General features: G+C 49.0%; 12 protein-coding genes and 1 tRNA gene. 3 read left to right on the top strand and 10 right to left on the bottom strand.

Features of this window, described 5'->3' with window-relative positions:
* Window positions 1-32: 32 nt before the first annotated feature.
* The 10 genes from rlmN to B2U90_RS06790 all read right to left on the bottom strand — a co-directional run bounded on the left by rlmN (window position 33) and on the right by B2U90_RS06790 (window position 12,214).
* Window positions 33-1,058, bottom strand: a complete 1,026-nt coding sequence (gene rlmN / locus B2U90_RS06835; RefSeq protein WP_075581110.1) for a 23S rRNA (adenine(2503)-C(2))-methyltransferase RlmN — start codon at window positions 1,056-1,058, stop codon at window positions 33-35.
* Window positions 1,051-2,388 (bottom strand): 16S rRNA (cytosine(967)-C(5))-methyltransferase RsmB, encoded by a 1,338-nt coding sequence (gene rsmB, locus B2U90_RS06830; protein ID WP_075581111.1) that lies wholly within the window; start codon window positions 2,386-2,388, stop codon window positions 1,051-1,053. Before rsmB ends, rlmN begins: the two co-directional genes overlap by 8 nt.
* Window positions 2,336-3,127, bottom strand: a complete 792-nt coding sequence (locus tag B2U90_RS06825) for a DUF116 domain-containing protein (protein ID WP_292017459.1) — start codon at window positions 3,125-3,127, stop codon at window positions 2,336-2,338. The genes rsmB and B2U90_RS06825 overlap by 53 nt, the downstream gene beginning before the upstream one ends.
* Window positions 3,128-3,142: 15 nt before the next feature.
* Window positions 3,143-4,075: a methionyl-tRNA formyltransferase gene (gene fmt / locus B2U90_RS06820; protein ID WP_292017458.1), complete on the bottom strand. Its 933-nt coding sequence runs from the start codon at window positions 4,073-4,075 to the stop codon at window positions 3,143-3,145.
* Window positions 4,075-4,536 carry a peptide deformylase gene (def, locus tag B2U90_RS06815; protein ID WP_059075879.1) on the bottom strand — a complete coding sequence of 154 codons (462 nt, stop codon included), beginning with the start codon at window positions 4,534-4,536 and terminating at the stop codon, window positions 4,075-4,077. The genes fmt and def overlap by 1 nt, the downstream gene beginning before the upstream one ends.
* A 97-nt stretch (window positions 4,537-4,633) precedes the next feature.
* On the bottom strand, window positions 4,634-6,994 hold the full coding sequence (gene priA / locus B2U90_RS06810) for a primosomal protein N' (protein ID WP_059075878.1): 2,361 nt from the start codon (window positions 6,992-6,994) through the stop codon (window positions 4,634-4,636).
* 40 nt (window positions 6,995-7,034) lie between these two features.
* On the bottom strand, window positions 7,035-8,156 hold the full coding sequence (gene hemW / locus B2U90_RS06805; protein ID WP_292017457.1) for a radical SAM family heme chaperone HemW: 1,122 nt from the start codon (window positions 8,154-8,156) through the stop codon (window positions 7,035-7,037).
* Entirely contained in the window at window positions 8,156-9,958 is a 1,803-nt protein-coding gene (gene lepA / locus B2U90_RS06800) for a translation elongation factor 4 (protein ID WP_059075876.1), read from the bottom strand. Before lepA ends, hemW begins: the two co-directional genes overlap by 1 nt.
* A 19-nt stretch (window positions 9,959-9,977) precedes the next feature.
* Window positions 9,978-11,063, bottom strand: coding sequence for a tRNA 2-thiouridine(34) synthase MnmA (gene mnmA, locus B2U90_RS06795; RefSeq protein ID WP_292017456.1), 1,086 nt, complete (start codon window positions 11,061-11,063; stop codon window positions 9,978-9,980).
* Complete coding sequence (locus B2U90_RS06790) at window positions 11,060-12,214, bottom strand: cysteine desulfurase family protein (protein WP_292017455.1); 1,155 nt, start codon at window positions 12,212-12,214, stop codon at window positions 11,060-11,062. The genes mnmA and B2U90_RS06790 overlap by 4 nt, the downstream gene beginning before the upstream one ends.
* A 143-nt stretch (window positions 12,215-12,357) precedes the next feature.
* Here B2U90_RS06790 and B2U90_RS06785 point away from each other — a divergent pair.
* From B2U90_RS06785 to B2U90_RS06775, 3 genes are all read left to right on the top strand, one after another.
* Window positions 12,358-12,432 (top strand) — tRNA-Arg (locus tag B2U90_RS06785).
* Window positions 12,433-12,820: 388 nt separating this feature from the next.
* Window positions 12,821-13,735: an SDH family Clp fold serine proteinase gene (locus B2U90_RS06780; RefSeq protein ID WP_292017454.1), complete on the top strand. Its 915-nt coding sequence runs from the start codon at window positions 12,821-12,823 to the stop codon at window positions 13,733-13,735.
* A gap of 12 nt (window positions 13,736-13,747) precedes the next feature.
* The gene (locus tag B2U90_RS06775; RefSeq protein ID WP_292017453.1) at window positions 13,748-13,915 is read left to right on the top strand and encodes a hypothetical protein; all 168 of its coding nucleotides are present in this window, start codon (window positions 13,748-13,750) and stop codon (window positions 13,913-13,915) included.
* Window positions 13,916-14,011 lie beyond the last annotated feature (96 nt).

The following is a 14,011-nucleotide window of genomic DNA, read 5'->3' as shown; positions in this document are numbered from 1 at the left end:
TAGCATATCTGAAGAATACTGTCAATCGCTTCTTACGTATTCAGATGTTTTATGCGCAGCTGCCCGCAGGCCGCCTGGATTTTACTGCCCATTTCATGGCGCAGCGTAACTGACAAGCCATGATGCTGCAGCGTTTCTACAAAATCCCGCATGGCCTTCTGACCCGGCCGGTATAATCCTACATCATAATTATCATTGATAGGGATTGCATTAATCAATATATTTTTCCCGCCCAGGAGCTCAATCAGTTTCCGGGCACAGTTTGGATTACAATTGACGTCTTTGATCAGGATATATTCAAAAGTAACCTTCCGTCCTGTTTCCTGGAAATAATGATCCGCTGCCTCCAGTACCTGTTTCAAGGGGTATCTTTCTGCAATAGGCATGATTTTCCGGCGAAGTTCATCCGTCGGCGCATGGAGAGACACGGCCAGAGTAATCGGCATGTCTTCGGCTGCCAGGTCGTACATACGGGGAACGATGCCCGATGTCGAAAGAGTCATATTGCGGTATCCCAGATAGAACGTATTTTTTTCATGAATGAGGCGCATGAATTTAATGACGGCATCATAGTTGAGAAGGGGCTCACCGGTTCCCATAAGTACGATGGAATGGAGATCTGACGTTACATATTTCCGGAATGCCAGGAGCTGGGATATCATTTCCCCAGTCGTCAGATTCCGGACAAATCCGTTTTTGGCCGAGGCACAGAAAGCACAGTTTACGGCACACCCCACCTGGGATGACAGACAGATGGAATTCCCATAGGGATGACGCATGAGCACGGTTTCTACTGTATGGCCATCAAAAAGGCGCAGCAGCAGTTTGACCGTTCCATCCGGTGCTTCCAGCCGGGATACGACTTCCGGAATATAGAGCGGTGCTTTCTCCTGAAGATAGTCCCGGTCTTTTTGCGGAAGCAGGCGCATATCCTGCCACTTCCATATATTTTCCTTATACAGATAATGAAAAATCTGGCTGGCCCGGAACGGCTTCATGCCATTATCTTCCAAAAAATGACGCAATTCTTGTTCAGTCATGCTCAAAATATCAGTCACGATGTCCTTCCTTTCTCAGACGGGCAATAAAGAATCCATCGAGTTCATCCTTCTGTGGCAGGAGCTGAATAAAAGGGCCAGGCTGGCTGAGTCCGCAGAGGTTTCCCAAATTCTCGGCCTTAAACTCCTGATGAGCCTGCAGAAACTGCTGGATGACCTGACTGTTTTCCCCATCGTTCATCGTACAGGTACTGTATACGAGAACACCACCGGGGCGGACACAGGCAGCGGCACTTTCCAGAATGCGGCTCTGAAGTACAGGCAGTTTTTGTAAATCCTCTGCCCGTTTCCGCCAGCGCAAATCCAGCTTGCGGCGCAGGACACCCAGACCGGAACAGGGAGCATCTACCAGTACCCGGTCCGCTTTTTCCCTATACTTGTCTCCAATGGTACAGGCATCCTGCAGCAATGTCCGCACATTCGTAAGATGCAGTGCGCGTGCATTGCTTTCGATGAGTTTCAGCTTATGTTCGTAAATATCACAGCCATAGACGGTCGTATCGGGGCCGGCAAGAGCTGCTATATGGGTCGTCTTGCCACCGGGCGCCGCACAGACATCAAAAATGACTTCATGGGGCTGCGGATCCAGTGCGTGGGCGACGAGCTGGGACGGCTCGTCCTGTATCAAAGCCAGTCCATCGTGGATTTCCTGCAAAGACTGTATGCCCGGATTATCCTTGAGATAAATGCCTTCCGGTGAAAACGAAGCCGCCACGGCCTGCAATCCCCGCTTCGAAAGCTGCTGCAGCAGTTCATCACGACTGATACGCTGTGTATTCGTCCGCAGACACAGGTCAGGAATGGAATCGAAGTACTGACAAATACGTACCGTGTCATCTGTACCATAATCATGAATCCATTTCTTTACCAGCCATACGGGCTGATGATAGGTCAGAGACAGATGAAGCGGTGCATTTTCAGAAAGATCCGGAATCTGGAATTCTAAGCGGCGGCGTATGCTGTTCCGTAACAGGGCATTGACAAAGCCGGCCATGCCGCGGTTGCCAAAGCGCCGTGCCATCTTGACGGCTTCGTTGCAGGCCGCCGATTCGGGAATCTTTGACATACGGAAAATCTGATACAACCCCATGCGCAGGATAACCAGGCAAACCGGGTCGAGCTTATTGATCGTACGGGAACTCAGTTTTCCAATGATCCAGTCCAGATAATTCAGACAGCGGACGGTCCCATAGACCAGTTCCGTATAAAAGCGGCGGTCCCTGTCATTCATATCTCCTTTCTGAATCGTGCGGGAGACGACGATATTACTATATCCGTCATCTTTGCATATAGTGAGTAAACTGTGAAAAGCTGTTTCGCGTACGTTCATAATTCTCTCCTGTCAGTCGTTCTAAAAACCGGCACAATGCCGATACATCTACATGGGTATTAAAACATGGTCCATAAGGCCTTTCATTTAAGAGGCCTAAAACAGGTAAGGGAAGGACATCTTCCATACCGCTGATGAGGTCCCGTTCGCAGGCAATAGCCACGATGGCCTTTGGGCGCAGTGCACAGACGAGCTGTCTGGCCTGCGTACCGCCTGAGGCAACGGCCAGATGGGCGCCAGATCTGCGGGAAAGGTCAAGCAGACTCCCAATCGTACAATGGCCGCATTGCCGGCAATTATCTACACGGCGCGTTATTTTGTGGGGACATTGATCCCATTGCAGACAATGAGGCGCCAGAACCAATATACGTTCTGCCGGGATATGCAGATTTTGTTTCAACACAAGTCCGTTCAAAAACTGTATATACGAGCGGGCCAGAACATGTTTCCGCTGTTTCGTCCCGGCCAGATGGCGCATCATGGGATACAGAAATCTAATATATTGCATGACGGTCCGCCGAACCGGTGCCGGCTGTTTCCACGACGTAAAGACCAGAAGCAGCGGGAACGGCAGTAAAAATCCCCATACGAGGAGTCCAAAGACGAGATTTACTGCCATGGCCGGCAAATAATAAGCCAGTCCAGGTCTCATCACCGTCCATAGCAGCCATAAACAGAGGGCTGTCACGACGGCTGCCAATGCGGCATAGACTAGAAAAAAAGTCGTCCCCTTGTCCATATAACGCATCTCTCCTTACAACATGGTGCCAGCAGTCAGATGGCAGCCTTGCAGGAACTGGGCCGTCGCCATCCGTTTACGGCTTTCCGGCTGCACTTCCCGTATGCACAGGGCATCGCGTCCGGTCTGCACGGTAATAGATGTCTTTGTGACCTCAATGATCGTGCCCGGTTCCGCTTCCGTCCCCGGTACGACGTCGGCTGCCCATATTTTCAGGCGGTGTCCTTCGTGAAGGACATAGGCGCCAGGATGGGGATCCAGCGTCCGTATGAGCCGTTCAATGACGACGGCCGGCTGGGAAAAATCAATCTGAGTCATTTCTTTCGTAATCTTGGCGGTATAGGTCGCCTTAGATTCGTCCTGGCTCTGTGCCGCCGCTTCATAGGCGGGCAGGTCTCTTAGTACCGGAATCAGCGTTTCCGCACCGATAACAGACAGTTTATCAAACAGAGTACCGGTCGTTTCCTTGGCATCGAGGACTATTTCTGATTTTTTCAGCACCTTCCCCGTATCCATGCCTTCATCGAGCATCATGATCGTAACGCCGCTGGTCCGGACGCCATCTTTAATAGCATACTGGATAGGCGCTGCCCCTCTATATGCCGGCAGCAGAGAACCATGCACGTTCAGACAGCCATACCGGGGAATGTCGAGAATCGCCTTGGGAAGGATTTTGCCATACGCAATGACGACGATGACATCGGGCTGAAGATCTGCCAGCGCCGCAATGACATCGGGATCCTTCAGGGACTGCGGCTGAAACACGGGAATCCCCAGTTTTTCAGCGCATTCTTTGACAGGCGAAGACGATACTTTCTTACCACGTCCCCGCTGCTTGTCCGGCTGTGTGTAGACAGCCTGGATGGTAAACCCGGCAGCGTGAATCGCTTTCAGCGACGGGACGGAAAAATCGGGTGTACCCATAAAAACAATACGTAATGATTCCATTATTCTTCTACTTTCCGCAAATTCGTTGCTTTTTCAATAAACAGTGTTCCTACGAGATGATCCATTTCATGCTGGAAAATCCGGGCCAGGAATCCTTCCGGTTCATACACGATGACTTTGCCATGGCGATTCAGGGCCCTCACCTTGATGCGCTGGCTACGCTTTACATCGCCATAATACCCGGGAACGCTGAGGCAGCCTTCGGGGCCATCCTGCAATTCTTCTGATGCTTCCAGTAATTCCGGGTTGATGAGTTCGATGAGGCCGTTCCCGTCGTCGAGAACAATCATCTGCAAAGACTTGCCAATCTGTGGAGCCGCCAGCCCTACGCCTTCTGCTTCATACATGGTTTCCGCCATGTCATTAAGTAACCGTTTTGTATTTTTAGTAATAGTCTTGACCGGAGATGCCGTTTCTTTTAAAATCGGAGCACCCGCTTTGACAATTTTTAATAGTGCCATAATACCCACCTCAATAGATAATAAAAATGCAAGTATGTTGCTGATAAAAAACATTCGTATTCATTATAACAGTTTTCTTTTGAAAGGAACAGGCTTTTCAGCCCATGCTGTCTACATCGAGAATGACTCCGGGACGCCAGAATTCCCGCTGCGCGCGGATAAAGTCTTTGACGGCCGTCAGATCCGGGCCTTTCAATAAAATAACAATGCGGTATTTATTCCGTACTTTCTTGATTATATCGACGAAGGGCCCGATGACGGCCGTATCACTGCCGCTTTCCGTATGCCAGTTCTGCAACAAAAGAGCCAGCGTGTTGCCTGTATCCCATAGGGCCTTTTCATTTTCATCAGTAATGACGATTTTCAATATCTGATGAAATGGCGGATACAACAGTTCCTTCCGGTATTGTATTTCCTGTGCATAAAAGGCTGCATAATCCTGCCGCTCTGCACATTGGATAACGTAATGTTCCGGTGCATAGGTCTGCATGACGACCCGTCCGGGAATCGTACCGCGCCCGGCACGGCCGGCAGCCTGGGTCAGCAGCTGGAAGGTCCGTTCCCCAGCCCAGTAAGCCGGCAGGTTGAGCAGGCTGTCCGCAGCCAGTATCCCCACGGCGCTGACATCGGCAAAGTCATGCCCCTTGGCGACCATCTGGGTCCCCAGTAAAATATCGTATTCATGACGGCGGAATGCCTCGATGATGTGATCACCACTGTTTTTGCGTGTCGTCGTATCCTGATCCAGGCGGACGATCCGGGCATGGGGAAATTGTTCACGAAGCTGTTCTTCTACTTTTTCCGTCCCCGTCCCAAAAAATTTGATATATTTGCTGCCACATTCCGGACACCGCAGAGGAACCGGCTTTTCCGCATCACAATAATGGCATCGCAGCTGATCTTGTTGTTTGTGATACACCATAGCGACATCACAGGTGTCACATTTGACAACATAGCCGCATTTACGGCACATGACGAAAGTAGAAAAGCCACGGCGGTTCAACAAGATGATCGCCTGCTGTTTCTGCTGTAGTGTTTCCTGCAAAAGATCTGTCATGGCATCTGATAGCACATGGCGGTTTCCACGGGCCAATTCTTCCCGCATATCGACGACCTGTACAGACGGCAGAGGCCGGTTAAGCACACGCTGCGTTAATTCCAGAAGGACGTACTGACCAGTCTGTGTCCGGTAATAATCGGCAATAGACGGCGTCGCGCTGCCTAAGAGGACAGGACAGCCGTAATAGGAAGCCCGTCTGCGTGCCACTTCTACGGCATGATAACGGGGAGCCTCTTCCTGTTTGTAAGAGCTGTCGTGCTCTTCATCGACGATGACCAGTCCCAGAGAACGGACTGCCGTAAAGACAGCCGAACGGGCGCCGATACAGATATGACTTTCCCCATTTGCCATACGCAGCCAGTTATTCCGCCGCTCTCCCTTGGACAGCTGACTGTGCATAACGACGACATCATTGCCGAAGCGGCGGATGAAACGGCGTACAATCTGTCCGGTCAGGGCGATTTCCGGAACGAGGACGAGAACCTGTCCTCCTTTTTGCAGCACGTCTTCGGTCAGCTGCATGTACACTTCCGTCTTACCACTGCCTGTAACGCCGTGAAGGACATAGGTGCGGCCGCCTGCATCATTCCGTACGGCATCAACGGCCCGCTGCTGTTCTTCTGTGAGCCTGAAAGGAACATCTCCTTCGAGTGGATGCGTCAGGTCCACCGTATGGCTCAGCTTTTCTTCCATCGTAGCACAACCGCTCTGACACAGATGCAGCAGAACGTCCCGCGAATAGCCCTTCCCGATCCAGTACGAGAAAGGGGCAGACCGGATTTGTTTCAGCTGCGCCAGTAAAGCGGCCTGACGGGGACGCCGCTTCAGGATACCCGTCGTATCATCGGACTGGAAAACCAGCCATTTTTCCATTTTATCGGCAATCTGATTCTGGAGATAATCCTCCTGGTCCAGCTGATGTTGTCTGACCATCTCCTCGACGCAATCGGCGGAAAATTGACGGCACACCTGCTTTTTTTCCGCCTTTCCGCGTGCGTCCACATAGGCCGCTACGGCTCTTTCTTCTTCTGTTACAGGGAGCACAGGACCAGTTTTAAGGTATACGCGTCGGATAATTCCCTTTTTTTCTATCATGAAAAGCCGCAGCGCATCAGCCAGTCCACATAAGTAATACTGGCTGATCCATACGGCCGTCTGAATCATTTCTTCCTGGAACCCGGCCTGCGATGACAACAGGGCCAGGATGGGTTTCAGCTGATACTGCCGGTCACTGTCCCGTTCTTCCCGTACAGCCAGCACGATTCCCTCTTCCCGCCGTGGGCCGAACGGGACGAGGACACGGGAACCGATACGTACGGAAAGACCATCGGGAATCGTATAGGAAAAAGTCTGTTGTACTTGTTTGGCCGTTATATTGATAATAATATCGGCTACCATATAGGTACACTCCTTTCCATATCTGCCCATCTTTCCAGAATCAGCGGATAAACTGGCTGAACACATAATTTCCATAAGCCAGCCCCAGACTAGTGAGACGGCAGCCGCCTTCTTTCCGTTCCAACAATCCCTGTTTCACCAGTTTATCAACAACCTTGCCAAAGACGGATTCCATTGGGACACCAAACCGGCGGGCAAAGTCATCGTATGCAATGCCATCGCGCATACGCAGTGCGAGGAAACAGTAGTCTTCCTGGGCCCGATTCACATCTATAACGACGGATTCCGCCAGGACAGACTGTCTTCCGGCATAGCGGATATACTGAGGAATGTTGGATATATGGGCAGACCGCACATGTCCATCAAAGGAATGGGCCGAAACGCCGAATCCCAGGTACGGCACATACGTCCAGTACTTGACATTATGCCGGGACCGCCGTCCCGGACGGGCATAACTGGAAATCTCATAATGATCGAAGCCGTATCTTTTAAAAACCTGATGTACCACGGATGCCATTTCCTCCACCTGATCATCCGGTGGTAATGATACCATACCGGCGGTTACATCATGATAGAGACACGTCCCGGGTTCCAGAATGAGACTGTATGCGGAAGCATGGCATAGAGGAAGCCGTAAAAGCTGTGACAGATCATCGGCTGCCATCTGCACAGTCTGTCCGGGAAGGCCATACATCAAATCGGCAGACAGATTATCAAATCCCGCCCAGGCCGCATTCTCCACCGCTTCGACGGCCTGGCGGGATGAGTGGATCCGTCCCAGAGAGCGCAAAAGCTGTGGCTGAAAACTCTGGACACCGATGCTCAGCCGGTTAATGCCCAACTCATGAAGGCTTTTCAAGTACTCTCTGCCGAGACTATCCGGATTGCCCTCCAAGGTAATCTCTGCATGGGAATCGACGGCAAAATGCTGTGTCACAGCCTGCAGAATTGATGCAATCTGGGGTATTTTCAAAAGTGACGGTGTGCCACCGCCAAAATAAATCGTATCGACAGCAAGGCCCTCCCGGGGGGAAGTGCTGATTTCCCGGCAGAGGGCCTCCGTATAAGCCGGTATATACGATTCTACGCCGCCATAAGAAGGAAAATCGCAATACCGGCACTTATGACGGCAGAACGGAATATGGATATACAGACCAATCATTATTTTTCATCTACCTGTAATACGGCCATAAAGGCTTCCTGAGGGATTTCTACACTGCCAACCTGCTTCATGCGCTTCTTCCCTTCTTTCTGTTTTTCCAGAAGTTTGCGCTTACGGGAAATATCGCCGCCATAGCATTTGGCCAGTACATCTTTGCGCAGAGCCGCTACATTTTCCCGGGCAATAATCTTATTGCCGATGGCCGCCTGGATAGGAATCTGGAAGAGCTGCCGCGGTATGAGACTGCGAAGCTTTTCTACCAGAGCCCGGCCACGGCGGGCTGCAAATTCTTTATGCACGATGACACTCAGTGCATCGACTACTTCCCCGTTGATCAGGATATCCATTTTGACCATGGGCGATGCCTGATAGCCATTGAGTTCATAATCCAGCGAAGCATATCCCCGTGTCGAAGACTTCAGCGTGTCAAAATAGTCATACAATATTTCACACAACGGCAGATTGTACACAACGGAAACCCGTGTTTCATCAAGATAATCCATGGTCAGATACTGACCCCGCCGGTTCTGGGAAATTTCCATGACCGTCCCTACCATATCTTTCGGGATGATGATGGTCGTCTTGACAAAGGGTTCTTCAATATGATCGATTTTCGTCATATCCGGCATAAGGGACGGATTATCGACAGCGACCATCGTGCCATCTGTGCAGTACACATGATAGATAACAGACGGAGCTGTCGTAATCAGAGATAATCCGTATTCCCGTTCCAGCCGTTCCTTGACGACATCCATGTGGAGGAGTCCCAGGAAGCCACAGCGGAAGCCGAAGCCCAGAGCCGTCGATGTTTCCGGTTCAAATAACAGGGCCGCATCATTGAGGTGCAGCTTTTCCAATGCATCGCGCAGATTGTCATAATCATTGGTTTCCACCGGATAGAGGCCGCAATACACCATAGGTGTCGCCTTGCGGTATCCCGGCAGCGGTTCCGATGCCGGACAATCTGCCAGCGTGACCGTATCACCGACACGACAGTCGCGGACATTTTTCATGCTCGCCGCCAGATAACCGACGCTGCCACATTCAAGAGAGGCCACGGGGTGCATCTGGGGAATGAAGACACCCGTTTCTGTCACTTCAAATTCCATGCCGCTGGACATCATGCGGATCCGGTCCCCAGTCTTGAGACTGCCCTCCATAATGCGGATGTTGGCAATAGCTCCTTTATAGGAATCGAAATGAGAATCGAAAATCAGGGCCCGCAGCGGCTTGTCCGGTGCATCTTCCGGTGCGGGAATCCGCTGTACGATAGCTTCCAGCACCTTATCGACACCGAATCCAGTCTTGGCACTGACTTCGATAGCATCACTGGCGTCGAGGCCGATGACATCTTCTATTTCCTTACGTACCCGTTCGGGGTCTGCACTGGGAAGGTCGATTTTATTGATGATCGGGATGATTTCCAGGTCATGTTCCAGAGCCAGGTACACGTTAGCCAGGGTCTGCGCTTCTACGCCCTGCGTCGCATCGACGATCAGGAGAGCCCCGTCGCAGGCCGCCAGACTTCGGGATACTTCATAATTGAAATCGACATGCCCCGGTGTGTCAATGAGATTCAGGGTATACTGATGGCCATCTTGGGCATCATAAATCAGCCGGGCCGACTGGGCCTTGATGGTTATGCCCCGTTCCCGTTCCAGGTCCATCGTATCGAGGAGCTGGTCTTCCATTTCCCTTTTGGATACTGTACCGGTCATTTCCAGCAGCCGGTCTGCCAGCGTCGATTTACCATGGTCAATATGTGCAATAATAGAAAAATTACGGATATATTTAGTTGCCACGTTCATTACTCCTCTAGCATTAAATAATGACACCACCGCCAAGAACCCGTTCCCCCGATTCCCGGTCATACAATACTAGTGCCTGTCCAGCCGTTACAGCCCGCTGCGGCGTGTCAAATACGACGCGCATAGCATCCTTGCCGGGGTACACCATGCAAGGAGATTCCTTGGCCGCGTAACGTATCTTTCCTAATGCTGCAAACGGCCCTTCCGGCCGTCCTTCCACCCATGAGAGGTCCCGGGCCATCACTTCTGTACGGAATAAATCTGCTTCCGAACCGACGATGACCTGATTGCGTTTCACATCGAGAGCGACGACATAGTACGGACCACCGGGACCGCCCAGATGAAGGCCACGGCGCTGGCCGATGGTATAACAAGGAATTCCCTGATGACGGCCGACCACATGACCGCGGATATCGACAAAATTTCCGGGTTTAAAACATTTTGGGACCCGTTTTTTTAAGAAACCTTTATAATCATTATCAGGGATAAAACATATATCCTGACTTTCCGGCTTATTGAAAACGGGCAGGCCAAATTTTTTAGCCAGTTCCCGCGTCTGTACCTTTTCCAGTTCCGCCATGGGAAATAGAATATGGGGCAGTAACTCCTGTGTCAGCTGATACAGGACGTATGACTGGTCTTTCCGCCGGTCCGTCCCCCGCAGCAGTTCATAGACGCCGCGTTGTTCATTATGCCTGACACGGGCATAATGGCCCGTCGCCAGATACTGGGCGCCAAATTGCTGAGCCTGCTGCCATAACAGGCCAAATTTAATGAATTTATTACAGGCAATGCAGGGATTGGGAGTCTGCCCTTTTACATAGGACTGGACAAAATAATCAATGACATCGTCACGGAATAACTTCCTGTAATCCAAGGTATAATGGGGAATGCCAATGACAGAAGCCACTGCTTTGGCATCATCAACGGCAGATAAAGAACAGCAGGAATGGACATTTTCGACTGCCGGACAGGACGGATCCTCTTCCCATAAACGCAGCGTAATGCCAATGACATCATAGCCCTGTTCCTTTAAGAGCGCTGCCGTTACAGAACTATCTACTCCACCGCTCATAGCAACGGCGACACATTTCGTCATAATCTTTCTCCTTTTCTAAGAGATCTGGTAATATCCTGAATCGCTTGTATCACCGTATAAATCTCTTCTGTTGTATTTTCCGGACCAAAGGACATGCGGATACTGCTGCGGAGCCATTTCTCACCGACGCCCATAGCCATCAGTACATGGGAAGGTTCAACTGCCCCGGCTTCACATGCTGATCCTGCTGACACAGCAATGCCCTGCCGGTCCAGGGCAATCAGAAGAACCGGGCTTTCCATGCCGTTTACACTAAAATCTATAATATTGGGCAAAGACTGGGACAAATTGCCATTCAGGTGCAACAAGTCATTGCCTTCGATAAGGCCGTGGTAAACCAGATCTTTCACTATACGGACTTTTTGAATCCGTTCCGGCCGTTCCTTTTCCAGAAGAGCTGCCGCCATGCCAAATCCGACGATTCCGGCTACATTTTCCGTTCCTGCACGCAGACGATGTTCCTGTGGTCCTCCATAAGCCTCAGAAGCCAGCTGCAGCCCTTTGCGGATATATAGAGCTCCTATGCCTTTAGGACCGTATATTTTGTGGCTGCAGACGGTTAGCAGATCTATGCCATCTTCTATAGGATGTACGGGAAGGTAACCAAAGGCCTGGACGGCATCGACATGAAATACGATTCCGCATTCTCTGGCTATAGCTCCCAGTTCCTGTACAGGCTGAATCGTGCCAGTCTCATTATTGGCATACATGATGGAAATGAGGACCGTATCGGGACGGATTGCCTGCCGTAACGCTTCAGGAGAGACACGGCCGTCGCAATCCACTGGAAGTATCGTCAGTGCATATCCTTCACGTTCCAGCGCCCTGAACGTATTCAAAACGGCCTGGTGCTCCACAGCTGATGAAATCAGGTGCCCGCCCCTGGGATAATTGGCCCGCAGATAACCCCGTATGGCCAGATTATCCGCTTCCGTACCGCCACTGGTAAATACAATATCACCAGAGGCCACTCCCAGACAATGGGCAAGCTGCTGCCGTGCCTGTTGCACAGCCGCACGGGCCTGCTGCCCAAAATAATGCAGACTGGACGGATTCCCATATTGGTTTGTCAGATACGGCATCATGGCCTCCAGCACCCTCCGATCCAGAGGGGTAGCCGCTGCATGATCCAGATAAATACGTTCCATCATTGCGTCAACTCCATTTTAAGCCTATTTTATATAATACCATATATAGATACGTGTTGCCAGTAAAAATATAGCAAGAACCTGCGTATCCGGTCTTGAAATAATTTTTAATTCGTGATATTATATGAAAGTACGTTATATGACATGCGCCTATAGCTCAGGGGATAGAGCACCGGTCTCCGGAACCGGGTGCGAAGGTTCGAATCCTTCTAGGCGCACCACTAGTAAATAAGCGGTTCCTCACGAATGAGGAACCGCTTATTTTTATGGTTGGGTCTTATTTTTGGGTCTTATTTCTGTAAAAGTCTGTAAAAGTAGATATAACTCTATATAACTATAATATAAGTGCAAAAAAAATGAGCCCCAGCGCAATGCCGGGGCTTTTGCCGTTGAACAAATATTGGTTTTATGCCTGTGCTGCCGTGTCGGTCGCACTCTTGCTAAATACAAGCTTAATCAGCCAGATGAAACTATTGATTACAAGCGACAGAATAATCATTTAGTCTGTATCATCAATACCTAGAAGCGCCGAACTTCTACTTCTTATCTTTATTTGTTGACATTTAAATGCTATAATTTAACTACATAAATTTTATAGGAGTGAGGGTTATGCCAAATTGGATGGAAGTATCACGTGCTATTGAAAATGCACCGGATCCGCTTCTTGCGTTAAGAAAACAATATTTATCTACTATGTGTAAATATACTGGTAGAAATATCATTGCCTATTATTCTGCTTTTCTACAAAAACCAAATCTTGCTCAAACAGCCATTGATGATAATGATAAAAATGCTTTCATGCAAGCAGTATGTGATCTTGATCGGAAAAAAGGATTAGATTTAATACTTCACACTCCTGGTGGTAACATTGCCGCAACAGAATCTCTGGTGTTTTATCTTAAACAGATGTTTGGCAGAAATATTCGTGTCTTTGTCCCTCAAATAGCTATGTCTGCCGGGGCAATGATTTCTCTTTCTGCCAAAGAAATCGTTATGGGTAAACATTCAAATTTAGGACCCATAGATCCCCAATATGGTGGAATGTCATGTGCTGGAATTTTGGACGAATTTAACGAGGCACTCAAAGCAGTTAGAGAAGACCCTAATAGCGCATTAATATGGAAACTAATCATTGGTAAATATCATCCTACTTTTGTTGGAGATTGTAAAAATGCAATTGAATGGGCAGACCACATGGTAAAAGACTGGTTAATGGATAACATGTTTTATAGAACTCAAAACAAAGAAGATAAAGCAAATAATGTCGTTAAATTTTTATCTAGCCATAACAAAACATATTCGCACTCTAGGCACATACATAGCGATGATTTGTTAAAGTTAGGCTTAAAAATACAATCCTTAGAAACTTTGGATTCTCGGGCGATAGATGATTGTAAAGATTTGCAAGATTGTGTGCTAACTTTGCATCATATTTATATGCAAACTTTAGCAAATAGTAATGCATTAAAAATTGTAGAAAATCAAAATGCAAACTGTATGATGTTTACTGTAAGCAGTAATTAGGAGGTTTTATCAATGAGTGTTATTTACGAAGACTACAAAACAATTGTAGGGAGAGAATTACCAAAGAAATTTAATACCCCAGAAGAACAAGGCGCAGCAATAAAAAAATGCTCAATATTAGAAGACACCAATATTAATTATGGAAATATTAGTTACGAAAATATAAAATGTAATCAATGAACAACTTTATAGTATAAATCAAGTTTTTATGCTAAATAAAAGCTCCTTTGCACTATTATTTTTGATAGTACAAAGGAGCTTTTGTCATTAAACAAC

The sequence above is a fragment of the Megasphaera sp. UBA4233 genome (genome assembly GCF_002395615.1).
Taxonomy (GTDB): domain Bacteria; phylum Bacillota; class Negativicutes; order Veillonellales; family Megasphaeraceae; genus Megasphaera; species Megasphaera hexanoica.
This window is presented reverse-complemented; position numbering and strand designations above follow the sequence as displayed.